Origin of the sequence: Streptomyces sp. LBL (assembly GCF_029893585.1) — a bacterium.
Taxonomy (GTDB): domain Bacteria; phylum Actinomycetota; class Actinomycetes; order Streptomycetales; family Streptomycetaceae; genus Streptomyces.
In genome coordinates, this window is record NZ_JARXYX010000052.1 from 13,631 (window position 1) to 37,400 (window position 23,770).

The following is a 23,770-nucleotide window of genomic DNA, read 5'->3' on the forward strand; positions in this document are numbered from 1 at the left end:
ATGAAGCGGCGGATGGCCGGGCGGCGGACAGCAGGTGCCACCACTGCCCGCCGCCGCGGGGCCGATCGTCCGGCGCCGCGGCTGTCAGGCCTGGGCCCCACCCGCCGCGGCGAGATCCGACTGGTGCACATCGCGGTCCGCGGTGATGACGGACGAGGGCCCCAGAACCTCACCGCACGCGCCGCAGTGGGTCTCCGGGTGCAGCACGGCACCGCAGCTGTGGCGGAAGGTGACGATGTTCTCGGGGTCCGTCCGGGCGTACCGGTCACCCCAGTCACGGATGGTGTGCAGGATCGTGATCAGCTGCTCGCCCGCCTCGGACAGGCGGTACTCGTAGCGGGCGGGGTTCGTCTCGTACTGCTCTCTGGTGATGACCCCGGCGGCCTCGAGGGACTTGAGCCGACTGGCGAGGATGTTCCTGGCGGCACCGGTGTTGAAGACGATGTCGTCGAAACGGCGGACGCCGAACACGATCTCGCGCAAGGCCAGCAGAGCCCACTTCTCGCCCAGGATGCGCATCGCCGCGTCGATGGAGCACACGCGGGGGTCTGGTGTCCTGGCTCTTCTCACGCGACGAGGGTAGCCACACCCCCATGGGTTGTCAAATACTACTCAGCAGGTCACCGGCTTGACGAAAGAGCACAGCCCGTCTTAACTGGCGTGGATAGCAAAACGAAACCCACTAGGAGGGCCCTCATGGCCTACATCTCCGACACCGCGGACACCCTCCACGTCGAGGGCCGTCTGGCCCGGTACGCCTACCGGGACTTCGGCAAGGACGCGCCGGTACCCCCGCTGGTCCTGCTGCAGCGCTTCCGCGGCACCCTCGACCACTGGGACCCCGCCTTCCTCGAAGTCCTCGCCCAGGACCGGCGGGTCATCATCTTCGACAACGCCGGCGTCAGCGAGAGCACCGGCGAGGTACCGACGACCATGGAGGGCATGGCCGAGTCGGCGTTCGACTTCCTGACGGCCCTGGGCCTCGACGAGGTCGACCTGCTCGGCTGGTCGGTCGGCGGCTTCGTGGCGCAGCTCGTGGCGCTCGACCACCCCGAGCTGGTCCGCAAGCTGATCGTGGCCGGCAGCGGTCCCGGCGGCGTACCCGGCACGCCGGAGCTGGAGCAGCGCGTCGTGGAGTACATGACCTCACCGGTGCCCTCCCAGGAGGCGTTCCTGTACCTCTTCTTCGGGCTCACCGACGAGGGCGTGCGGCTCGGCAAGGAGTCGCTCGCCCGGCTCGAAACCCGTCTTCAGCACTCCAAGGCGGACGTCCCGCCCGAGCAGTGGACCCACCAGCTCCAGGCCATCCAGCGCTGGAGCAGCGGTACGGGCTCGGCCTGGTCCCGGCTCGAGGAGCTGAAACTGCCGGTCCTGGTGGCCAACGGCTCGCATGACGTCATGGTCGACTCCGGCAACTCCTTCGCCATGGCCCAGAAGCTGCCGACCGCCAGGACGGTGTTCTACAGCGGCGCCGGCCATGCCTTCCTCTTCCAGTACCCCGAGGAGTTCGGCGCTGTGGTGCTGGACTTCCTCAACCGACAGGAGAAGTGAACATGCCCTCATACGGATTCTTCGTGGAGTTCGAAGCCAAGCCGGGCAAGGAGGACGACGTGGCCCAGTTCCTCGTCGACGCCAAGACACTGGTCGACGCGGAGCCAGGCACCCTGGCCTGGTTCTCCTTCCGGCTCGGCCCCAGCTCCTTCCGGATCTTCGACGCCTTCCAGACCGAGGAGGACCGCGAGGCGCACCTGCAGGGCAAGGTGCGGGAGCAGATCGAAGCCCGCGCCGACGAGCTGTTCAGCGCCTTCCCCACGATCACGCCGGTGAACCTGCTCGCCGCCAAGCTCCCTGGCCAGGTGACCGAGTAGGGGATCGGGGCGTCGGCCGGACCCGCCGGGCGCAACGACAGGCGGACTGGCCATTCGGCCCACCGGCCCGCGGCTGTCCGTCCAGCCGGACCGTCGCACGGCTTCATCCGGGACATGGACGGCGCAGCGGTCTGCGGCCACCGACAGGCGGCAGAGCGCTGCGCACGCCTTCTCCTTCGGCCGTCAGCGCCTGACTCGAGCAGACGGCCGGGCGGCCGAGCCGGCGATCAGAGCGCAGACGCCCGGCCGTCACCGTCGGTCGCAAAGCCGCCACGTCGGCCTGCCGCCATCACAGCACAGTCGCGCACACGCTGAGCGGCGGCAGGGGTTCTCCTCGCCACTCCCGCAGGACGGCTGCGCCTGGAACTGGCGCTGATCCTGCGGCACTTGTGATTCGGCAGGGGGACGGCGAGTGCGGCGTGAGCACCCCGCGCACGCCGCACTCAACGGGCCCCGGTTCAGGCGGTCGGGTAGGGCAGGTACTTCCCGCTGAGGACGAGTTCGACCCGGTCACCCCTGGGGTCCGCGCGGCGGTCGAGCCTCAGCCGGAAGTCGATGGCGCTCATGATGCCGTCACCGAACTCCTCGTGGATCAGCTCCTTGATCGCGGGACCGTAGACCGCGACGATCTCACGGAGCCGGTGGATCACCGGATCCCCGGCCACGGCCGTGGCGTCCAGCCCGCGGGTGGGAGGGGTCTGCAGGACGGTGACGGCTTCGACGGGCAGCTCGAAGATCGACACGATCCTTTCCGCCTGGTCTTTCGAGAAGGTCATCTGGTCGAGACAGGCGGCGGTCACCCACTCCTTGCTCGCCCCCAGCTCACGGGCGACGTCAGCCCATGTGATCCCCTTCCTGATCCTCGTCTCAACGATCTGTTCGGTCAGGGTCGTCCTGTTCATGAAGCGGCGTCCTTGACAGGGGACGAGGATGCCAGTGACCCCGCCAGTGCCTCGACGGCCTCGGCCGTCGTCCACGTCGCGGCGGCCAGGTAGCGGAAGTTGATGAGAGCGGACAGGTAGCCGTCACCTTCGGGAAGCCGGGGGCCGGCCGTGGCGTCCCGGACGACGACCACCTCGAAGCCCTGCTCGACGAGTTCACGCAGGTGGCCCTCGACGCACAGGTTGGCGGCCATCCCGGCCAGAAGCACCTGTGAGACGCCCCGCTTGCGCAGCTGGAGGACGAGGTCGTTGGACTCGGGTCCCACGATCTTGTGCGGTGAGGCGACGGCGGTGCGCCCGTCGAGGATGTGTTCGCGGTAGGCGGGCAGGAAATCTGCCCCGGAGCCCTCGAATCCGTCGAGAGTGAGAGGCCCCCGACGGCTGAACATGCTGACGTCGTGCATGTACTGCTCCAGCGGACCGCCGAACCGCCAGGCGTCGTCCGAGGGGTAGTAGTAGTGGGGCGAGATCGCCACGGCGACGTCGGCGGCCTTGGCGGCCTCCAGGAGTTGGCCGATGTGGAGGACGGTCTCATTGTCGGTGATGCTGGCACCGAAAATCTCCCACGTGGCGCCGTCCGGGCTGAGGAAGTCGATCTGAGGGTCGGTGACCACGAGCGCCGTACGCGCCGGTTCGAGCCGGAAGCCGCTTCCCGGAAGCGCGGGCCGGGACGGCTCCGCGTATACGTCGGTCCTGGATGAGGTCATGGTGGACTCCGAGCAGAAGGTGAGTTTGGGATGCAGAGAACCCCCTCACTATAAATGACCAGTCATCTATGAATGAAGGGGGAGTGCTGCAACCGCACGAGGTACGCGGGCCAACTCCGTCCACCGAGAGAGGCTTTACAGGTACGGGGGGGGCGGCGCCTCAGACCTGAGCGTGCGCGACGCCGATGAGCCGCGGCAGGGACACGGTGAGAAAGCGGTCGTAGGGGGCCCGGCTCCGGTCGACGCGACCGCGCATGGCCGCGCCCTCCCACGCCTCGATGACCATGGACGCCAACTCGCCGGCCTCGGGCGTTTCGACCGCCCCGCCCTCGTCCCTGGCTTCCGCGAGGCAGCCCGCGACGAGGGCCGACCACCGAGCCATGATGGAGGCCAACTCCTCGCGCGCCTCTTCGTTCTGGTCGGACAGTTCGAGGGCGAGGTTGCCGATCAGGCAGCCCAGCGCGAACCCCTGCTCGGCGTGGTCCTGAGTCAGGGCCTCGAAGAAGCGGACGACGCGTTGCGCCGGGGGTAGCGACGCGTCGCTCAGTATGGCGCTGTGAGTTTGGACGATGCCCGTCCAGTAGCGGCCGAGGACGGCGGCGGCGAAGGCGTTCTTGCTGCCGTAGTAGCTGTAGAACGAGCCCTTGGGCACGCCCGCCGTGTCGGTGATCTCCTTGATGCCCACCGCGTTGTACCCCTGGGCATGGAAGAGGGCCAGTCCCGCGTTGAGGAGATTCTCGCGGACCAGGGGGTTGGCGGGTCGGGGCACGGCCACAGCTTACAGAACGCCGTGCGGCGCAGGCCTGGCGCGCACGCGGCGAGCGCAACGGCACGCGAGCGTTCCCCGATGCTCGCGCTCGGTGCTGGGACCTATGCTGACCAGGTCAGTTGCGCCTGCCGCCTACGCTGGGTCAAAGGGGAACCAGGTGGTGTGTTGCGCAGCGGCGGGTGGGGTCATGTTCCCGAAAGGGGCGAGCCGCCGCCGCGACGTGATGGATGAGAGGTCAAGTGGACGTGTCTGATGTCGCCGTTCAGGCTGACGGCTTGGTGTCGCAGTACATCGCCCGGGTGGAACAGGACCTGACGCACAATGCCGAGGAACAGGAACGCATCGGACAGGAGATGGAGGGGCTGCAGCAGCGGCTGGATGCCCTGCAACGGGAGCGCGGCGTGCTGCTGGGTGTGAGGCAGGCGCTGGGCGGCCAGGGTGCGGACCAGGCGGCACCCTCCACGCCGGCCGCGGCGTCAGAGGAAACGGCGCCCAGGGGGCAGACTGATGCTCCGGGCGAGCCGGGAACCCCAGAGGCGCACCAGGCACGCAAGGCCTCCGAGCTCACCTTGGTGGACCTGGTCTGCGGTCACCTGGCCGGTCAGTCCGAACCCCGCTCGGCCGCGGAGGTCTCCGCGGACATCGCCCGGGCTCATCCGGGCCGGCGAATCAAGGCCACCGTGGTGCGTGCCACCCTGGAGGCGCTCGTGGCGCAGGGCCGGGCCAGGCGGACGAAGCGGGGCCGGTCGGTCTTCTACAGCTCCTCCGCCCCGGCCAGGGCGACCCGCTCCTCCGACTGAACCCATCGGCCATGCCGGCGGGTGACACTCAGCCCTTCGAGGCGTGGACGCGCGGCAGAACGGTCGAGTGTCCCCCCGGGTGGAGCCGGCGTACGGCTCGGCGCCCCGGTGTGCTCAGGCCCTTTCCCGCAGGACGACCACACCGACGGCCGCGAGCACGGCGAGTGCCGCCGAGACGATCACGGCGATGTCCGCTCCGTGTGCCGCCGATCCCGCGGAGGTCACGATCGCGATGGTCATCGCCACTCCGGCGCACGAGCCGATGTAGCGGAAGGTCTGCTGGGCCCCGGACCCCATGGCCGCCCGCTCGGCCGGGACCGCCTCGACGGACAGCAGCGGGAGGGCGGCGTTGAGCAGGCCGCTGCCGATACCGGCCACCACCAGGCCCGGCAGCAGCCGCGGCCAGGAGTCCGCGGCGATCGAGCCCAGCAGGGCCAGCGCGCCGCCGGCGTGCAGGACGAATCCCAGCGCAAGCTGGTGGCGCGGTGAGATCCGCCCGGCCAGTCGCCGGGCCTGCAGCGCCACCGCGAAAGAGATGCCGGACCACAGCATGAGGAGCCACGCGGTGACGATCGCCGACATCCCGAGGCTCTTCTGCAGCAGCGAGGGCAGGTAGCTGAACAGGCCGATGACGGCCAGCCCGGTGAACAGACCGGCCACGGAGGAGGCCAAGAATCGGGGGCGCCGCAGCAGGCCGAGGTCGATCATCGGCGTGCGGTTACGGCGTTCGACGACCGCGAAAGCGGCAGTGAGCAGCACTGCCACGGCGAGCAGGACACCGACCGGCGCACGCAGCCATCCGTCACGGCCGAGCGTCAGCGCGGCCACCAGCGCTACCAGCGCCAGGCTGAACACCAGGGCGCCGGCGATGTCGGGGCGACCGCGGTCGGGTGCGCGCGATTCCGTCAGCGGACGGACGCCGGACGCCGCGACGATCAGCGCCGCCGCGCCCAGGACCGCATAGGCGATACGCCAACTGGGCATCGCTCCGGCGACCAGCGGGCCCACCGCGATGCCTGCGCTGACGCACGCGCCCCACACGCCCGTCGCGTGCAGGCGGCCCCTGGGCGTCGGAAACGCCTGGACGATCAGCCCCAGGCTGCTGGCCAGGATGGCCGCGCTCGCCGCGCCCTGCGCGATCCTGGCCGCCGTGAACAGCCAGGTCGACGTGGTCAGCGCGCCCAGTGCCGTGGTGAGGCCGAGAGCGGCTGTGCCGGCCAGGAACAGCCGGCGTCGGCCGTAGTCGTCGGCGAGGCTGCCGGCCACCAGGAGCAGAGCGGCGAGCCCCAGGGGGGTGCCGTTCAGCAGCCAGGCCTGCGCGGAAAGGGGCGTGTGCAGGTCGGCGGCGGTCTCGGGGAGCGTCACCATCGGCGCCGTGTAGGTCATGAGCGCCACCGCGGTGGCCGCGCTGGTCACGGCAAGGGTGGACCGGGCGTTGCGCGACGGCTGTGCCCCCGGTGGCACGGACGTGCCGGACGGGGTCGTTGGCCGGGCCGGGGCCGCGTTGGGGTTCTGGTCGAGCCGGGTCATGGGCCACCCTTTCGGCGACTTGTCAGTTCGGTCACTGAACCTTGGTGCTCTGTGTTTCGTGCCGGCGCAGGCCGATGACGTCGTTGAGCCGTTTCTTGCCGGCAGGGAGTTGCAGTGCGCCATCCGACGTCCTTCCGTGAGCGCAGGCGAGCTCGGTGACCGGTCCGCGAAGGGCCCCGGAGCGGGCGGGCGCCTCGGATCGATCGGAGTCAACCACGGCTCAGTACGGCTTTCAAACCGCTCTCAAGGCCGGCTCCCCTTGCCGACGGTAGGCGTCCGCCTCTCCCTGCGATATAACCTAATGGCTTACAGTTATTTCTATCACGGGCAGGCAGGGGATGCGGCGATGGCAACACAGGCGGTCGGCACCGGACACGGCAGCGCGGCGGGGAAGAGGCGGCCGGCATCCGGCCCCACGCGGACCACGGACCCGGTCTTTGCCCTGCACCGTGGCGGAAAGATGCAGGTGACCCCCACCGTTACGGTGCGCGACGCCTCCGATCTGTCACTGGCGTACACGCCGGGGGTGGCCGAGGTCTGCAGGGCCATCGCGGACCGGCCCGAGCTGGTGCACGACTACACCTGGAAGTCGCAGGTGGTCGCGGTCGTCACCGACGGGACGGCGGTGCTGGGCCTCGGTGACATCGGCCCGGAGGCGTCCCTGCCGGTCATGGAGGGCAAGGCCATCCTGTTCAAGCAGTTCGGCGGGGTGAATGCGGTGCCGATCGCACTCTCCTGCACCGGCGTGGACGAGATCGTCGAGACCGTCGTGCGGCTTGCGCCGTCCTTCGGCGGAGTCAATCTGGAGGACATCTCGGCGCCGCGCTGCTTCGAGATCGAGGACGCGCTCAAAGCCCGGCTCGACATCCCGGTCTTCCATGACGACCAGCACGGCACCGCCATCGTCACCCTGGCGGCACTGCGCAACGCCTGCACCCTGACGGGCCGGCCGCTCGGTGACCTGCGGGTGGTGATCTCGGGGGCCGGCGCGGCCGGTGTCGCCATCGCCAGAATCCTCGTCGAGGCCGGGGCCGGGGACGTGGCGGTCACCGACCGCAGGGGAGTGGTGCACCCGGACCGCGACGACCTCAATCCGGTCAAGCGCGACCTGGCGGCGTACACCAACAAGGCAGGGCTGACCGGCTCACTGGAGTCGGCCCTGGCCGGAGCCGACGTCTTCATCGGAGTCTCCGGCGGCACGGTCCCGGAGCAGGTGGTGGCCACGATGGCCCCGGGCTCCTTCATCTTCGCGATGGCCAACCCGACCCCGGAGGTCCACCCGGACGTGGCCCGCAAGTACGCCGCCGTGGTGGCGACCGGGCGCTCCGACTTTCCCAATCAGATCAACAACGTGCTGGCCTTCCCCGGCGTCTTCGCCGGCGCCCTCCAGGTCCGGGCGTCCGCGATCACCGAGGGAATGAAGCTCGCCGCCGCCGAGGCGCTGGCCGCGGTCCTCGCCGGCGAACTCGCCGCCGACCGGGTCGTCCCCTCCCCGTTCGACCCCCGGGTCGCCCCCGCCGTCACCGCCGCCGTGGCCGCTGCCGCGCGGGCGGACGGTGTGGCGCGCCTGTGACATGACTGCGGGCGCGAGGCCGGTGAGCCGCCGGTCCGGTCGCTCGAGCCTTGCGTGTAATAGCTGTAGTGGTTACGGTTATATCGATTTTGGTTGTCATCGACGAAGGAAACGACAGTGGCGCTGCAACTGGGAGACACCGCCCCCGACTTCACGGCCCCTACCGCGAGTGGTGAGATCCGCTTCTACGACTGGCTGGGGGACAGCTGGGGGGTTCTCTTCTCGCACCCCGCCGACTTCACCCCCGTGTGCACGACGGAACTCGGCGCCGTCGCCTCGCTCAGCGACGAGTTCGCCCGGCGCAACACACGGGTGGCGGCGGTTTCCGTCGACAGCGCCGAAGACCACAGGGCCTGGTCCGCGGACATCGCCGAGACCCAGGGCCACAGCGTCGGCTTCCCGATGATCGCGGACGTGGACCGCACGGTCTCCGACCTGTACGGCATGATCCACCCCAACGCCTCCGACACCGCCACCGTCCGGTCCGTGTTCGTCATCGGTCCGAACAAGCGGATCAAGCTGACGCTCACTTACCCGGCCAGCACGGGCCGGAACTTCGCCGAGATCCTCCGCGTCATCGACTCCCTCCAGCTCACCGCGGAGCACCAGGTCGCCACGCCCGCGGACTGGCAGGACGGCGAGGACGTCATCATCACGCCGGCGGTCAGCGACACCGACGCCGCCGAACGCTTCCCCGGATACCGCACGGTCAAGCCCTACCTGCGCTACACCGCACAGCCGGACCGCACCTGACCGACAGCTACGGCCCGGGCCACCGGCCCCGCGATCACGGCGAGCGTTCACGGGGGCAGCCCCGGCCAGGAGAGGACGCCGCTGTGACACACGCCGAACACGACCGGAGAAGCGATGCCGAGCAAGCCGTGCGCGCCTACGCGGCCCGGGCCGCCGCAGGCGCTGCCGCTGTCGTGGACGCACCTGACAAGGACATCGACGCCGCACTGCGCCGCATGGCGAAGCGTCTGGAAGAAGCCCGCAGCGCCCTGCTGGCGGCGAACGACCAGGACGTCGAAGCAGCGGTGGCCATCGGCATGTCGGAGGGCGTCCAGGACCGTTTGCGGCTGACCGATGCCCGACTCGACTCCATGCAGGCCCAGTTGCATGCGCTGGCCGCCGTACCGCACGAACCGGGGGACACGGTCATCGAGGTGCGTCCGGACGGCCTGACGCTGTCTGAGCGCCGACGGCCGGTCGGCGTCATCGGCGCGAATTTCGAAGCACGTCCCAACGTGACCCTCGACATAGCGTCCCAGCTCCTCAAGTCACGCAAACGCGGGCGTGCTGCGCACAGGGTCCGCCGCCCTGCGTTCGTCCCGGGCCTTGATGTGCCAAGTCATCCGGCCCGCCCTGAGCGGGGCCGGCCTGGATCCCGACGTGCTCCAGCTCCTGCCCGGCGCGGACCACACCGCAGCCCATGCACTGGTTTCCCTCCCCGAACTGATCCCGCTGGTCATTCTGCGCGGGAGCGGCAAGAGCACCCGGGACCTCAGCCGTGCGGCGGCGCGGCACGGCGTCCGAACCCTGGCCCACGCCGACGGCGGCGGGGTGCTCTACGCGGGCCCCGCGGCGGACGAGGAGACCGTGCACCGCCTCATCGTCGAAAGCCTCGACCGGCTGGGCGTCTGCAACCGGCTCAACCTCCTCCTCATCGACCGGTCCTGCTACGACCGGCTGCTGCCCGGCGTCCTGGCCACCCTGGACCGCGTCGGCGTGGCCGCCTCACTGCACCCGCACCCGCACCCGCTCGGCTACGAATGGTCCCTGGACCCCACACGCGCCGCGACCGTCACCGTCGCTCCCGCGAACGGACCGCTGCACGCCGCACGCATCGCCCACCAGGAAACCTCCGGACTCGCGGCCGCCATCGCCACCCAGGATCCGGCCACCGCCGCGCAGTTCATCGACGCCTACACCGGCACCGGGGTGTTCTGGAACTCCACCACACGCCTCCTCGACGGCTACAAGCTGCTACGGCTGCCCGAAACCGGGATCAGCATCGACCGGATTCCCGGGCCCCGCGGTCCGGTGACCTTCCGCGACCTGCATCTGCGGCAGTTCGTCGTCGTGCCCAGCGACACGACCACCGGCCGGCCGCAGGCTCACACCTCCACACACCGACGGGAAACTGAGTGCGGATGACTTCAACAACGCCGGAGCACGCCGGCCGCCGAACTGCCGCGGGTGCCGTAAGCGAGCTGAGCGCAAGGAGCACGACGAAGCGCGTCCTCGTCGTGGGCGCCGGGGCGACGGGCGGATACTTCGGCGCCCGGCTGGCCCAGGCGGGGCGCGACGTGACCTTCCTGGTTAGGCCGGGACGCGCCGCCGCCCTGCGGACCACGGGCCTGCGTCTGTCGGGCCCTGACGGTGACGAGGCCGTGATCCCCCGGTTGGTGACGGCGCAGGAGCTCGCAGACCCGTACGACGTGATCCTGTTGGCGGTGAAGGCGGAGGCCCTGGACACGGCCCTGACCGACGTGACGCCCGCGGTCGGCGAGAGCAGTGTCATCATTCCCTTTCTCAACGGGATCGACCATCTCAAGGCCCTCACCGAGCGCTTCCCGGGATCGGTACTCGGCGGAGTGGTCAGGGCCGTTGCCCATCTCGCGGCCGACGGCGCTGTCATCTTCGGCGGTCCGACAGCTGTCATGGAGATCGGGGAGCTGACCGGGGAGGTGTCCGACCGCGTGCGTGCCGCCGCCGGTGTGCTGGCCTCGGCCGGATTCGCCTTCAGCGTGTCCGGCCGAGGCCAGCACAGCCATGTGGCACAAGTGGGTGTTCATCAGCACCGTGTCCGTCATCACCTGCCTCATGACCGGCACGATCGGGGAGGTGGCGGCGGTGCCGGGCGGCCCGGATTTCGCCGCCGCCGTCCTGGAGGAGACCACAGCGGTCGCGGCGGGCGCCAAGCACCCCTTGTCCGCAGCCCAGGTGCAGGGGCTGCGGACCATGGTGACCCAGGAAGGCTCGCCGTTCGCTCCGTCGATGTACCGGGACATGACCGACCAGCGCCCGACCGAAGTGGAGCACGTCCTGGCCTCGTTGTCCTCCGCGGCAACAGATCTGGACATCCCCACCCCGCTCGTCGACCTTGCCGTCCTGCGCCTGCGCGTGCACAACCGGAAGCCGGTCACACCGTCGTGAGCTCGGCTCGAACCGCCCCACTTCCCGCGGCCTGTTACATAGAGTTACGGAATCCTGAGAGCAAGGTTCATCGCTCCAGGCCGACCGAAACGGCGGAGACGAAAATCCCCCGCTTGCAAAATTGCGATTCAGTCGTCCGCACTGCGACCGAACGTCGTCCTCGCCGCCCCGTCCCGGACGATGGAGGAGGCCGCACAGGCCATGTCCCACGAAGGCTTCTGCCATCTGACCGTCTGGACCACGGGTAGCCGGTCGGCATCGTCTCGGTGCGTGACATCATCCTCTGCTGGGCGCCGAAGGCAGTTCGCGAGCTGATACGCGAGAGGGCCGGACCCCGTACGAGACGTACGGAAATCCGGCCCTCCGCTCACCGTAAGCGGTCCGATCCCGGGTCAGCCACGCAGGGCTTGGACGGCGACTTCCAGGCGCTTGCCGAAGTCGCCGTCCGCCTGGCGGAAGTTGTCGATGGCGCGCTCGGTGATGTCGTCGCGGGAGACCTTGGCGATGAAGCCGGCGAGGTTGTCGACCAGGCGGCTCTTCTCGTCCTCCGACATCAGGCGGTAGAGGTTGCCCGCCTGCACGAAGTCGTTGTCCTCGGCGTGCGAGGGGGCCTCGTGGCTGCCGGTGTCACCGGTGACGGCGGTGGACACCCACAGCGGCCTGTCCGTCTGGAACGGGCCGCCGAAGGAGTTCGGTTCGTAGTTCTTGGCGCCCTTGTGGCGGCCGTCGTACAGGTGGCCGTCGCGCGAGTTGGTGCGCGCCTCGGTGGCGTGCGGGCGGTTCACCGGCAGGTGGTCGGCGTTGACGCCGACGCGGTAGCGGTGGGCGTCGCCGTACGCGAAGAGGCGGCCCTGGAGCATCTTGTCCGGGGAGGGACCGATGCCCGGCACGAAGTGGGCGGGCGAGAAGATGCTCTGCTCGACCTCGGCGAAGATGTTCTCCGGGTTGCGGTTGAGCTCCAGCTTGCCGATCTCGATGGGCGGGTAGTCCTCGTGCGGCCACACCTTGGTGAGGTCGAACGGGTTGAAGCGGTAGGTGGCCGCGTCGGCCGCCGGCATGATCTGCACCTGCACGGTCCAGCTCGGGAACTCGCCGCGCTCGATCGACTCGCGCAGGTCGCGCTGGTGCGAGTCGGGGTCGACGCCGGAGAGGCGGACGGCCTCCTCGGTGGTCAGGTTCTTGATCCCCTGGTCCGTCTTGAAGTGGTACTTGACCCAGAAGACCTCGCCGGCCTCGTTGTTCCACTGGTAGGTGTGCGAGCCGTAGCCGTTCATGTGGCGGTACGACGCGGGAATGCCGCGGTCGCCGAACAGCCAGGTCACCTGGTGCGTGGACTCGGGGGACAGACCCCAGAAGTCCCAGACGTTGTCCGCCTCCTGGCTGCCCGTGTACGGGTCGCGCTTCTGGGTGTGGATGAAGTCGGGGAACTTGATGGCGTCCTTGATGAAGAACACCGGGGTGTTGTTGCCGACGAGGTCGTAGTTGCCCTCTTCGGTGTAGAACTTCAGCGCCCAGCCGCGCGGGTCACGCACGGCGTCCGCGGCACCGAGGTTGCCGGCCACGGTCGAGAACCGCAGGAACGTCTCGGTCTGCTTGCCCACCTCGGAGAGGAAGGCGGCACGCGTGTACGGCGTGACGTCGGCGGTCACCGTGAAGGTCCCGTAGGCGCCCGCGCCACGTGCGTGGACGACGCGCTCCGGGATGCGCTCGCGGTTGAAGTGGGCGAGCTTCTCCAGCAGGAGCTGGTCCTGGACCAGGACGGGTCCGCCGACGCCCGCGGTCTCGCTGTTCTGGTTGTCGGCGACCGGCGCTCCGGCCTCCGTCGTAAGCGGTCCCTGCGTCACGTGCGCCTCCTGCGTCATTGCTTCCAACCCTGCCCCTCGGACAGTTCCAACCTCATCCTACAATAGACAATGTCTAGATCAAGGACTGCTCTAAAATTCTACCTGTTCGACTGATGGCTGTGCATCGCAGCCAGTGGGCTCGGCCGAATACCGAACGGCCGGGACCCGCTGGCTGTATCGCGGATGGAGGGCCCCTGGGATCGTGAGTAGGAGCCCGATGGCTGATCAGGGTCCGCACGAAGAAGGACGTCGGCCAACTCTCTGTGAAGCGGGATCAGTTGATGGCCGTGATCCTCCAAGAAGATGGACGGCACCTTTTGGAACGACTGTGCGGGCGAGGCTGGCGCATGACCGCGCAGCGGCGCGTCGTGGCCGAGGTCCTCGACGGTGGCCATGTGCACCTGACGGCCGATGAGGTACACGCTCGCGCCGTGGCGAGCTTTCCGAGATCTCCCGGGCGGCCGTCTGTAAAATCCTGCTTGTCTCGCTCGGCGAGGTGCTGGAGATCGCCACGGACAAGCGAGCCCCCGTCTGCACCCGCATCAGTCGGCGGAGCGGTGGTGCCGGCCGGAAGTGCGGCTGGAGATGGTGTCCGGTCGCCGGGTACGGCACGCATGTCCGCACAACCGGGCGGACCGGGGCGGCTGTTCTTGGCCTGCGTGAGGAAGAGCTTGCCGTCGGTGACGCCGAGGATGTCGGGTGCGGTGCCGTTGCGGCGGGGCTTCGGTCTCGATGAGGTGGGCGAGGACGGCGGCGAGTTTTTGGCCGTGAGGCTGGACAGGGCGCGGGCCAGGCCGGGCTTGAGCCGCAACTGGACGACCGCGTCCATCTTCTGGGGGACGCCGGGGCCGTGATGAGGTCGACCAGGTAACGGGTGGTGGGCGCCGTCGGGGAGGTCCGTGGGGGACAGTCAGTAGACCCTGTTGCGGGAGGGGGAGCGGTGCCGGTGCGGTCTCCGGCGGGAAGGCGCTGCGCCGTGCGGACGAGGACGGTGCGGGGGTTCGAACGGTACGGCGTGCGCGCCGTCTGGAGCCGGGACCGTGGGCAGGGCGGACGCGAACCCGCGCATGAGGGCCTGCATGGCCATGCCCGCATTCGTCGACGTAATTGGGGGCCTGGAGCGGCGATTTCGGGGTCTGACCTGCGGGGACAGGGGTGGAACCATCTGGAGGGCGTTTCTCTGGGCAAAGTGCATGTGCAGGGGCCCGGGCTGGTCGTGCTCGACGTCGCGGCTGCCGACGCTGCAACCGCGTTCACCCTTCAGGCCGTATTCGCCGAGCGGTGGGCGACGGTGACGGCAGAGGACCTGACACGGGAGCCGGGCCAGCCTGGTGTACGGCTGCGCTGCTATCTGGATCTGCGCCAGCCGTTCCGCTCAGACCCGGCGAGCCGCGGCCGGCTCGGTCGCCGCCCAACCGGCGCGCCGTCTGGGGGATGGGCAGTTTGCAGCCCGGAATTGTCGCGCCGAGCCAGTGCGAACCGGACCACCCCGGCAAGGCGTAGTGCTGAACTCACCGAAAAGTCGAACGCTTTATCGAATTCCTGGAGCATGGAAGGCCCATCCTCAAGGGCCACGCTTATAGCCTGGGCTTCATCCATCAACATGGCTGAATACCTTCCTGTGGCTCTCGTAGGTGAAGGCTGCGATTCCCCTCGCCTGTGAACCGATTCTGCAGGTGATCCCCTTCTCGCCGCAGCAGCCATCGATGCAGCTCAAGCACTCCAGTGGCAGTGTGGCGTAGGGGAGTTGACCGGGAGCGGTTCTTGATCGCCTCTGTCTGAGGAGGATGTGATGCATTTACGTCACACACGGCATGACAGGGGATCCTTGAATTCATGCCTTTCCGAGGGCGTTGTCAGTGGGGGCGTCTACTTTTCAAAGGAGGCTTGGGACAAGCGGCCGTTGGCGTCGTCGATGGGGGAGTGGTGTCACCAGCAGAAGAGAAGCCCGCCGCAACCGACGGCGTGACCGACGCACGTAAGGTCGTGGGATATCTGGTGCGGCCTGAGTCCAGCGAATACATCGCGATCATGGATGTGCTGGAGGGGTCGGTGACCGACCTGACGGTTGCCGAGGTCGCGGCAGCACTGTCGACTTCCGGAGTGCGCTTGGACACACGCCTGGTGGAGAAGCGCTTGGACGCGCTGAAAGACATGGGCGCGGTTTCGTTCCGGTCGGACACCAGCCACGCACGCCGGTACGCCGAGATCCTGGCCCGGAACTGGCGTTACACCGCCAGTCCTGCGGGCCGGCACGTCCAGCGTTTCTACCGCCAGGTCCTGGCGGGAACGGTCACCGCGCGGGAAATCCCGATCGTGTCACTCAGCCGCATCGTGTCCCACCTCGAGCAGCTCGCCACGGCCCTGGGCATAGGCGAGCCCGATGCCGGCCGCCTCGACGCCGCCGTGTTGGACGCCGTGAGCACCGTGTTCACGAGCCACGATGACCTCGATGCCGCCCTGGTCGGGGCCGAGGACGCGCTGATAGGTCTCGCGGACCGGTTCGACCTGGATGAGGAACGCACCAACGACCTCAAGGGCCTGCTGGTCGACTATGCCACCCGCGTGGCAGCCGAACTCGACTCCGGTTCCGCACGGGCCGCAGCGGCACTCGTGGTGCTGCGGCCGTGGTTCGGCCTGCTGGCACAGGCGGCTGTGGATGCCTCCCAGGCGCGCGACCTCATCGCCGCCGGAACCCGTCCTGGCGGGGCGGGCCCCAGGTACCGGTGCCGACACTGCTGCGCACCGCCGGCCGTTCCGGTCCGCGCGGCAGAGGCGCCGCACCACGTGACGACACCGCGGCCAAGGCCCAGGTCGCCGAGGCCCGGGCACGCCGCCAGGCCGGACACCAAAGGGCACTCGCCGCGGTCCTGGCCTCGGTCCCGGGCCAGCCGCTGGACGAGGCGGCAGCCCGAGCCGCTCTCGCCGCCCTGACGGCCGCCGCCCGGACCGCCGCAAACGGACCCCGCCGCACCGGCACCAGTGGCGGCCTTGCCTGCACGCTCGTCCACACCGGCTCCGGCACCGGCATCCTGAACGCCCCTACCTGGCGGGTGCTCTTGCCCGGACGCATCCCGCTCTTCCACCAGCCCGGCCAGCGCCCTTCCACCGCGGCCCTGGCCGCCCTGGCGGGCACCACGACAACAGACGACCCCTCGGCACACACACCCCTGCGCATCACCCCGCAGACCAGCCCGAACACGCCCGAAGTCGACCCCTCCGACCTCATCCCCCGGCAGGAGGGCGCAGCATGAGCGAGGCCACGGACACCCCCGCACACGAGCCGGCGCCCGCACCAGACACGGCATCTGCTCACCCTGCGCAGCGGAGGCGCAGAGCATGGCACCCCGAGGCCGCCGCACTCCTGCGCGGCCTGGCGGCCACCTGCTGGCTCATCGGCGGCCGCCACGACGAACTCATCGCTGCGATACGCCGCAACGAGCACGCGCTGCGCTCCGCCGTCGCCCGGCTGGGCTGGGTGCTGATCATCGAACGCGACCTGGTGCGCCTGCGGAAAAGCCCGCCACCACGCCCCCAGGCGTGGGCCGCCCAGGGACCGAGCCCCGCCGCCTGCTCCTGGTTCTTCCTGCTGCTGGCAGCCGCCGAGTCGATGCCGCCGCGCACCGCCCTGGGACACCTGGTCACCCAGGCCCACGCCGCCGCTGCCGAGGCCGGACTGCCCACCCACCACGACATCGCAGAACGCCGCGCCATCCTGGCCGCCCTGCACATGCTCGATGACCGCGGCGTGGTCGAGCGTCTCGACGGTGACCTCGACCGCTACCTGCACGACGAACAGGCGCCCGTACTGCTGGCCGTCCACCACATCCGGCTGGCCTATGTCATCGCCAACCCCGGCACCCTCGACCCGGCCGCGGATCCGCACGCATGGCTGGAACAGGCCCACCGCGAACCGGACGCCGCCCGCCGGATGCGCCGCGCGCTCGTGGACGACACCTGCGTCCACGCCGCGCTGCTGGACGATGCCGAGGCGCAGTGGCTGAGCCAGCGCGTGCGCGGCGACGACGGCGGCCCGCTGGCCGACGCCTTCGGGCTCGTGCTGGAACGCCGAGCGGAGGGCGCCGCATTCGTTGTGCCCGACGAGGCCTTCCGCCACTTCCACGAACTCGGCCCGATGCCCTTCCCCGCACCCGGCACCATCGCCCATGCCGCGCTGCTGCTGCTCGACCACGCCGCCCTGAACGGCACCACCGACAACGCTCCCGGACCAGGATGGCGCGGTCTGACCGAGGAGGCGGTGATAGAAGCGCTGACGGCATTCGGCGCCAACAACGCCTCCGGACGCGGCGGCTGGAGCACCGAGTACATCCAAGACCCCCTCCTGCTGGTGGGCAAAGTGGGTGACCTGCTGACCGGCACCCACCTGGCCCGACTGACCCACACCGCCCCGCAGGCCGACGAGAAGACGATCTCCATGTGGTGGCTCGCCCCCACCACCGGCCGCTGGGCGGAGGAAGGCACCGCCCTCCCCAAGACCGCCCGAACCCGCGTTCCCCGCGGCACACCGACCCCCAAACACCCCCACATCCCCTTGCAGCAGGGCCTGTTCAGCGAGATCGAGGCCGAAGAGAACACGGAGGAACGTACCGCATGAGTGACATCCTCGACCTGGACTTCGCCCAACCCCCGGCGCCCGCACCGTCCGGCGACACCGGCCGCTTCGGCGGCCGCTGGCGCCTGGTCGGCGCCGGACTGTCGAACGTGTGGCGCTACGGCGACCTGGACTTGCCCGCCGCATCGGGCCGGCTCCTGCTGCGCGGACCCAACGGGACCGGCAAGACCACCGCGCTGGAAGCCCTGTGGCCCTACCTGCTCGATCTGAACGGAGCCAAGCTGGCCGCAGGCAAGGCACGCCCCACCACACTGAAACTCCTGATGAGCGAAGGCGCCCCGGCCAAGGGCCGCCGTTACGGCTATCTGTGGCTGACGTTCGCCGCCCCGGCCGGCGAACCGGCACCGAACGCACCGGACGGGACGGCAGCAAACGGCAATGTCGTCAGTTTCGGTGTCCGGCTGCAGTACTCGCCCAGCTCCACCCCCGCCGTCAGCGTCGTCCCCTTCACCGTGCCCGGCCGCCCGCTGAAAGACCTGGCGCTGCGCGGTGCCAACGGGAGCGCGCTGGAGCATGAAGAGTTCTCCGCCCACATCGAGGCCGCCGGCGGACGGGTCTTCGCCGAACCCGAGGAGTACGTCGAAGACCTGGCCACCCGTATCTGGTCCACCACCTCCGCCGAACTGCGCCTGCTCGCCGCCCGGCTGCGGGAAGTGCGCAACCCGACCCTCCTGGGCGACGTCTCCCCGGCCGCAGCCGCAGCCGCAGCCGCAGCCGCCGACGCGCTGCGCCAGTCCCTGCCGGGTGTGGCCGAGGACGTTCTCACCGCCACCGCCGAGGCCCTCGCCGAGTCCGACACCACCCGTGAAGCGTTCGAACGCGACGAGCACGCCGCCACCCTCCTGGAGGAGTTCGCCCGCGTGTGGACCGGGCACGTCGTCGACGTCACCCGCGCTGCCCACGCGGCCGCACGCCACGCCCACGACGACGCCAGCACACGCCGCCGCCGCGTCCAGCAGTGCATCGGCCTGCTGGAGACCGCAAAGGCCGATGCCGACCAGGCCGGGGGCGACGTCCAACGGTTCGAGGAAGCCCACCAGGAGGCCCAGGCCGCCGCCCGCGCCATCGAGACCAGCGACGCCTACCGCTCCCACGGGCGCGTCATGGACCTGCGTAAACGGCTGCGCGCCGAACAACACGCCGCGGTCAGCAGTTACGACAGCCTGCATGCTGCCGCCCAGCAGGCCCGCACACAGACCAAGACCGGCCGGGACGCCCTCGACGACATCATCGGCGACCTCGAGGAGAGGGTGGCCGGCGCGGAAGCTGCCGGTGCCCAGCCCGTTGCGCTGGAAACCCTGCTCGCCCACCACCCCCGGGCCCGCGTCACCCGCCCGGTCGCCGACCGCGTTGCCGATCCAGGCCCGGGCATGACACTCACCCACGACCGCGAGGGTCTCGAACAGCTTGCCGCCGAGTGGACAGCCCGAGCCCGCAATCACTGCTCCGCGGCCGACAAGGCCGCGCTGATTCTGCGTGACCACGACCCCGTCGCCGCGGCCCAGGAGACAGCCGCCACCGCACACCACACGGCAGCCAGGGCCGAAAGCGCCTACGACGAAACCAGCCAGGCCCATGACCGCGCCACCGCAGCAGCCCGCACGGCCGCCCGCCAGGTCCTCGCCGAGGTTGCCCAGTGGGCACCAGGGCATTCCGCTCTGCGTGGCCTGCACGACGAAGCGGCCCTGGACGGGGACGAGCTGACGGTGTGGGACACCAACGACGTCGATGCCCTCACCCACGCGGAACCCGCCGCGGTCCGTGACCAGCTCGACGCCTGGGCCGACCAAGCCCTGCGCATCGGCGAAACCCTCGCCGCCGGTCACGAGAGCACAGCCCATCAGCACCTCGCCACCGCAGCAAGCCTCGATGCCACCGCTGCGCAGCACCGCTTGGAAGCCCGCCACCTGCGTTCCGGACGGCTCCTGCCGCTGCCGCGTCCTGCCTGGGCGGGGCCGGGCGAGGACGACACCGCGCTGGGCGCCCTCCTCGAATGGCACTCCGCCCTGCACGGCGCGGACGACCGCAAAGCCCTGCTGGAGCTGGCCCTGGCCAGCGCCGGAATCCTCGGCGCCCACCTGCACGAGGGCGGCGCCACCCCCACGCCTGGCACATCAGCCCTGCGGGACCTGTCCACGAGCACAACCTGACCGCCGTTCTCGACATCGCGTCCGGCCATCCGCACGCCAGCCTCGCCCGCGCAGTCCTGCAGCGCATCGCCGTGGCCGACACCGCCACCGACCACCGGCACACCTTGGCGCTCGTCATCGGACGCGACGGCACCTTCACCGCCGGCCCTCTCACCGCAGACCCCGTCACCGCCCTGCGTACCACCGGCCATCAGATCCCGGCCGCCTCGCACATCGGCGCACGTACCCGCCTGGCCCGGGCCCTTGCCAGGGCCGACGAACTCGACACCGCCGCGCTGGAACTCGAGTCCAGCGCCGGCCACGAGCGCCGGCTCGCAGCCGAACGCCGCACGCAACGCGACACCCTCCGCGACCAGGGACGGGGCTTCCCTCCGCGGGACGCGCTGACCACCGCCGAGGCCGAACGCGCCCGCACCGCGAAGACGGCGCATGCACGCCACAGCACCGCACGGACCCTGCGTCAGCGGGCCGAGGACGCCGCGGTCGAACACACCCGCCTGCGCACCGCCTGGGAGACCCGCGCCCGAAGCCTGGGCATGCCCGCCGACCCCGCCGATCTGGCCCAGCTGATCGAAACAAGCCGGGAATCCGCCGAGAAGCTAACCGGCTGCGCCACCCAGCTGGCCACCCGGCTGCTGCCCCGACTACAGCGCATCGTGGACAGTCTGCCCGATGAAGCCGCCCTCACCGAGCGGCTCGCCGACCTCCAGCACACCGCCCAGGGCATGCACACCACCGTGCTGGAGACCCAGGCAGAACTCACCGAGGTCCAGTCGTCCCACGGCGACGCCGACGACGCGGCACGCCGCTACGAGCAGGCCACCGCACAGGCCAAAGAGCTTCACAAGCAGCTCACACTCGCCCGCGAACAGGCCCTTGCCGCCGAGAAGCACCTCAGCACCCGCGAAGGAGAGCTCACCGCCGCCCAGAGCCGCCTCAACGACGTCCTCCCCCTCCAGAAGACCACCCGGGCACATCTGACCGCCCTGCTCGCCTGGCCTCCCCTCGCCCAGGCCCTGGGAACCGACCCCCACCTCGCTTCCCAGAACGCCGACACCGCCGATCTCGCCGCCGTCGGAGACCTGCTCGCCCGCCGCCCCACCGCCTCCAAGAAAACCCTCGGCGAGCGCTACGACACCGTCCGCGCCGAACTCGCCCAGACCTGGACCATCGCCCGGGACGACCCGCCCGCCGGCATGGAACAGCTCGACACCTTCGTCCTGACCCACGCGGAAACCCACTACGACCCCCTCAGCGCAGCCCAACGCGCCCGAACCCTTGCCGACCGGGCCAAGGCCGCCCTCGACGCCGCGGAAGCGGCAGCGCTGCGCGACTTCGTCATCGGCCGGCTGCCCACCGCGATCGGTACGGCATGGGCTGCCCTGACGGGATGGAAGAAGACGGTCAACCGCAAGATGCGGGCAGCCCAGGCATCCTCCGGCGTCGGCGTGCAAGTCCATATCGACCTGCGCAGCGACCTCGACGCCGCCACCCGCACCGTGTACGAACTGTCCTGCAAAGTCGGCGACGCCCTGCGCACCGACGCGCAGAAGGAAGAAGTCGGCCAGGCCCTGCAGTCCCTGCTGGCCGCCGCGGACGGTTCCACCATGAAAGAACGCCTCGCCGCCGCCGTCGACATCCGTAACTGGGTCGAGGTCCGCTACCTCGTCGAACGCCCCGGCCCCGGCGGAAAGCCCGTCACCGGCCACTGGGGTTCACGCACCGGCCTGTCCGGCGGCGAACGGCGCCTGGTGGTCCTGGCACCCATGCTCGCCGCCATCGCCGCCATCGCCGCCATCGCCGCCATCGCCGCCAGCTACGACCGCTTTCCCAGCACCGGCCTGCGCCTGGTCCCGCTCGACGAAGTCCCCGCCGAAGTCGACGAACGCGGCCGCGAAGGACTGGCCCGCTACCTCGCCGAACTCGACCTGGACGTCCTGTGCACCTCCTACCTGTGGGACGGCGCACCCGGCGCCTGGGACGGCATCGACGCCCACGACCTCGAAGCCGGCGCCGACGGCACCGTCGTCGCCTTCCCCATGCTGATCCGGACCGGCCAAACCCTGCCGGAGGACACCGATCCCGCACTGCCCGCCGGGGGGCCCGTATGAGCTGCCCGCTGTGCGGCGACGCCTGCACGGACGCCGATCTGACTCCGCTGCTCACCCCCGAACTCACCTGGCTGTGGCTGGCCCTGGCGGCGGCGGCCGACCGGCGCGGGGACGAGACCCTCACCGCAGGCCCCGCGGTCACCGTGACGGTGCCGGCCGCGCCGGCCGAGCGCGCGGCAGCAGCCGGCCTCATCGGCGGACGCCCGCTGGAGCCCGGCCAGCGGCGCCGCGTCAGCCTGGAGGAACTGACCGCGGCGTTGGCCACACGCGGCCCCTCACTCACCCCCGGCGCCGTCGCCGCCCACGCCAGCACCCGCCGCCTGGCAGCAAAAGCCCGCAGCCGCGCCGAGCACACGGCCGCATCCGACCGGCTCCGTACTCAACTCGAAAGCGCCGTCGCCGGCCTGCCCCACCACGTGCGGGAACGCGTGGGACCGGACACCGTCTTCAGCCGACTGCACAGCGCCGGATGGATCACCCGACTGCTCAACACACCGGATCCCGCTGCACTGCTCGCCCAGGCGCTGCAGGTCGCCGGCAGCCTGCCTCCACCCGGCCGGCGCATCGACCGCCGCACGCTGGTGCCGGGCAACCCCCACGCACTGGACAGCGGAGCCCTGCCCGCGCTCGTCCTCGCCCTGACCGGATCCTCCGCGACCACGGTGCGCTCCAGCTGGGCCCGACTCGGAGTGGACTGCGACGACCTGCTCGGCGGACTCATCATCACCGGAATCACGCCCCGAGGATGGCGGATACCGCCCGGCGCGACCTTCACCCTGCCGCCCAGAGAACTCGCCAAGATCGCATGGGAGCGTCCCCAGATCCCCGGCACGTGGGTCTTCGTCACGGAGAACCCGTCCGTGCTCGCCGCGGCGAGCACCCACGCCCTGGCCCAGGACACGGCCACCACACCACGGGTGATCTGTACGGCCGGCACACCCTCACAGCTGGAATGCGAAGCCGTCGGCGCGCTGTCGGACGCCGGCTGGCACATCGCCGTCCGCGCCGACTTCGATCAGGCCGGACTGGCGCACATGCGCGCTCTCCTCGCTGCCGCACCGGCCGCGGTCGCGTGGCGGATGAGCGCAGCCGACTACCTCACGGCTGTCCCCGGGGGCACCGAAACCCTGCACCTGCAGGCATCGGATGCTCCCTGGGATGCGAGCCTGGTGTCCGTGATGCGGGAGCATTCCGTGCCCGTGTACGAGGAGGACCTCCTGCCCGCATTGCTCGCCGACATCACCGCCGGCACGCCGGGCTCATCCCAGCCCTAAAGGTTCCGGCAGTCCTGCCGCGGCCCTCGCCATGGTGTTCAAGCTCGTCGAGTCCGCCCAGGCCGTTGGCGCGCGATCACCGCATCCACCTCGTCGCGCTGGTCGAGCCGGGCCCGCTTCCAGGCGGTCACCTCGTCGAACGGCCAGAGACCGGCGCAGCATGACACGGGTTTGCTGCGCACCGTGAACGAGTAGACGTGCACTGCGTCCCCAGCAGGCAGGGAGGTGACACTGCGCGCCGGTGACGGAGAGTGTCGGCCTTGGGCCTGCACATGGTGCTGCTCAAGGATCTGCGACATGCCCGTAGCAGCGGACGGCGGCGTATTTTGACGCAAGGTTCACTTATTAGGGAATTGCGGTAGTCGGGATCGCACCGAATCGCGCACCCCTCACCACCAGCGCAAGCGAGCC

20 protein-coding genes and 4 pseudogenes are annotated in these 23,770 nt (G+C 70.2%); 17 read left to right on the forward strand and 7 right to left on the reverse strand.

Annotation, left to right across the window (positions count from 1 at the left end):
* Positions 1-84 precede the first annotated feature (84 nt).
* Positions 85-570 (reverse strand): helix-turn-helix domain-containing protein, encoded by a 486-nt coding sequence (locus M2271_RS39820; RefSeq protein WP_280892357.1) that lies wholly within the window; start codon positions 568-570, stop codon positions 85-87.
* Between the two features lie 126 nt (positions 571-696).
* Between M2271_RS39820 and M2271_RS39825 the strand changes: the two genes are divergently transcribed.
* Both M2271_RS39825 and M2271_RS39830 read left to right on the forward strand, forming a co-directional pair.
* A complete protein-coding gene (locus M2271_RS39825) occupies positions 697-1,551 on the forward strand; it encodes an alpha/beta hydrolase (protein WP_280892358.1) in 855 nt (284 codons plus the stop codon).
* A 2-nt stretch (positions 1,552-1,553) separates the two neighbouring features.
* Positions 1,554-1,868, forward strand: a complete 315-nt coding sequence (locus tag M2271_RS39830; RefSeq protein WP_280892359.1) for an antibiotic biosynthesis monooxygenase — start codon at positions 1,554-1,556, stop codon at positions 1,866-1,868.
* A 458-nt stretch (positions 1,869-2,326) separates the two neighbouring features.
* Here the strand turns inward: M2271_RS39830 and cynS are convergent, their stop codons facing one another.
* The 3 genes from cynS to M2271_RS39845 all read right to left on the reverse strand — a co-directional run bounded on the left by cynS (position 2,327) and on the right by M2271_RS39845 (position 4,285).
* The gene (cynS, locus tag M2271_RS39835; protein WP_280892360.1) at positions 2,327-2,770 is read right to left on the reverse strand and encodes a cyanase; all 444 of its coding nucleotides are present in this window, start codon (positions 2,768-2,770) and stop codon (positions 2,327-2,329) included.
* Positions 2,767-3,516 (reverse strand): isochorismatase family protein, encoded by a 750-nt coding sequence (locus tag M2271_RS39840; protein ID WP_280892361.1) that lies wholly within the window; start codon positions 3,514-3,516, stop codon positions 2,767-2,769. The genes cynS and M2271_RS39840 overlap by 4 nt, the downstream gene beginning before the upstream one ends.
* A 160-nt stretch (positions 3,517-3,676) precedes the next feature.
* Positions 3,677-4,285 carry a TetR/AcrR family transcriptional regulator gene (locus M2271_RS39845; protein WP_280892362.1) on the reverse strand — a complete coding sequence of 203 codons (609 nt, stop codon included), beginning with the start codon at positions 4,283-4,285 and terminating at the stop codon, positions 3,677-3,679.
* Between the two features lie 239 nt (positions 4,286-4,524).
* Here M2271_RS39845 and M2271_RS39850 point away from each other — a divergent pair, with 239 nt between their 5' ends.
* Positions 4,525-5,085: a hypothetical protein gene (locus M2271_RS39850; protein ID WP_280892363.1), complete on the forward strand. Its 561-nt coding sequence runs from the start codon at positions 4,525-4,527 to the stop codon at positions 5,083-5,085.
* A 114-nt stretch (positions 5,086-5,199) separates the two neighbouring features.
* On the opposite strand, the gene M2271_RS39855 is transcribed toward M2271_RS39850, so the two are convergent.
* Positions 5,200-6,615, reverse strand: coding sequence for an MFS transporter (locus M2271_RS39855; protein ID WP_280892364.1), 1,416 nt, complete (start codon positions 6,613-6,615; stop codon positions 5,200-5,202).
* Between the two features lie 421 nt (positions 6,616-7,036).
* On the opposite strand from M2271_RS39855, the pseudogene M2271_RS39860 reads away from it, so the two are divergent.
* Together M2271_RS39860 and M2271_RS39865 are read left to right on the forward strand one after the other, a co-directional pair.
* Positions 7,037-8,188 (forward strand): annotated as a pseudogene (locus M2271_RS39860) (NADP-dependent malic enzyme); the annotation flags it as partial.
* Between the two features lie 117 nt (positions 8,189-8,305).
* On the forward strand, positions 8,306-8,941 hold the full coding sequence (locus M2271_RS39865; RefSeq protein WP_280892365.1) for a peroxiredoxin: 636 nt from the start codon (positions 8,306-8,308) through the stop codon (positions 8,939-8,941).
* 47 nt (positions 8,942-8,988) lie between these two features.
* Here M2271_RS39865 and M2271_RS39870 read toward each other — a convergent pair whose 3' ends face one another.
* Positions 8,989-9,309: a hypothetical protein gene (locus tag M2271_RS39870; RefSeq protein WP_280892366.1), complete on the reverse strand. Its 321-nt coding sequence runs from the start codon at positions 9,307-9,309 to the stop codon at positions 8,989-8,991.
* A 175-nt stretch (positions 9,310-9,484) separates the two neighbouring features.
* On the opposite strand from M2271_RS39870, the gene M2271_RS39875 reads away from it, so the two are divergent.
* The 4 genes and pseudogenes from M2271_RS39875 to M2271_RS39890 all read left to right on the forward strand — a co-directional run.
* The gene (locus M2271_RS39875) at positions 9,485-10,345 is read left to right on the forward strand and encodes an aldehyde dehydrogenase family protein (protein ID WP_280892367.1); all 861 of its coding nucleotides are present in this window, start codon (positions 9,485-9,487) and stop codon (positions 10,343-10,345) included.
* Positions 10,342-10,809, forward strand: a pseudogene (locus M2271_RS39880) (2-dehydropantoate 2-reductase N-terminal domain-containing protein); the annotation flags it as partial. The gene M2271_RS39875 and the pseudogene M2271_RS39880, both read left to right, overlap by 4 nt.
* Before the next feature lie 205 nt (positions 10,810-11,014).
* The gene (locus M2271_RS39885) at positions 11,015-11,347 is read left to right on the forward strand and encodes a ketopantoate reductase C-terminal domain-containing protein (protein WP_280892368.1); all 333 of its coding nucleotides are present in this window, start codon (positions 11,015-11,017) and stop codon (positions 11,345-11,347) included.
* A gap of 150 nt (positions 11,348-11,497) precedes the next feature.
* A pseudogene (locus M2271_RS39890) lies at positions 11,498-11,592 on the forward strand (histidine kinase); the annotation flags it as partial.
* A gap of 147 nt (positions 11,593-11,739) precedes the next feature.
* On the opposite strand, the gene M2271_RS39895 reads toward M2271_RS39890, so the two are convergent.
* Complete coding sequence (locus M2271_RS39895; RefSeq protein WP_280892369.1) at positions 11,740-13,209, reverse strand: catalase; 1,470 nt, start codon at positions 13,207-13,209, stop codon at positions 11,740-11,742.
* Between the two features lie 329 nt (positions 13,210-13,538).
* On the opposite strand from M2271_RS39895, the pseudogene M2271_RS39900 reads away from it, so the two are divergent.
* The 8 genes and pseudogenes from M2271_RS39900 to M2271_RS39935 all read left to right on the forward strand — a co-directional run.
* A pseudogene (locus tag M2271_RS39900) lies at positions 13,539-13,717 on the forward strand (transcriptional repressor); the annotation flags it as partial.
* 669 nt (positions 13,718-14,386) lie between these two features.
* Positions 14,387-14,854: a DUF6207 family protein gene (locus tag M2271_RS39905; RefSeq protein ID WP_280892385.1), complete on the forward strand. Its 468-nt coding sequence runs from the start codon at positions 14,387-14,389 to the stop codon at positions 14,852-14,854.
* 302 nt (positions 14,855-15,156) lie between these two features.
* On the forward strand, positions 15,157-16,125 hold the full coding sequence (locus M2271_RS39910) for a DUF2397 family protein (protein WP_280892370.1): 969 nt from the start codon (positions 15,157-15,159) through the stop codon (positions 16,123-16,125).
* Between the two features lie 125 nt (positions 16,126-16,250).
* Positions 16,251-16,445, forward strand: a complete 195-nt coding sequence (locus M2271_RS39915; RefSeq protein ID WP_280892371.1) for a hypothetical protein — start codon at positions 16,251-16,253, stop codon at positions 16,443-16,445.
* On the forward strand, positions 16,442-17,806 hold the full coding sequence (locus M2271_RS39920) for a DUF2398 family protein (protein ID WP_280892372.1): 1,365 nt from the start codon (positions 16,442-16,444) through the stop codon (positions 17,804-17,806). Before M2271_RS39915 ends, M2271_RS39920 begins: the two co-directional genes overlap by 4 nt.
* A complete protein-coding gene (locus tag M2271_RS39925; RefSeq protein WP_280892373.1) occupies positions 17,803-19,974 on the forward strand; it encodes a hypothetical protein in 2,172 nt (723 codons plus the stop codon). The genes M2271_RS39920 and M2271_RS39925 overlap by 4 nt, the downstream gene beginning before the upstream one ends.
* A gap of 71 nt (positions 19,975-20,045) precedes the next feature.
* Entirely contained in the window at positions 20,046-22,085 is a 2,040-nt protein-coding gene (locus M2271_RS39930; RefSeq protein ID WP_280892374.1) for an SbcC/MukB-like Walker B domain-containing protein, read from the forward strand.
* Entirely contained in the window at positions 22,082-23,359 is a 1,278-nt protein-coding gene (locus M2271_RS39935) for a DUF2399 domain-containing protein (RefSeq protein WP_280892375.1), read from the forward strand. Before M2271_RS39930 ends, M2271_RS39935 begins: the two co-directional genes overlap by 4 nt.
* Positions 23,360-23,770: the final 411 nt, after the last annotated feature.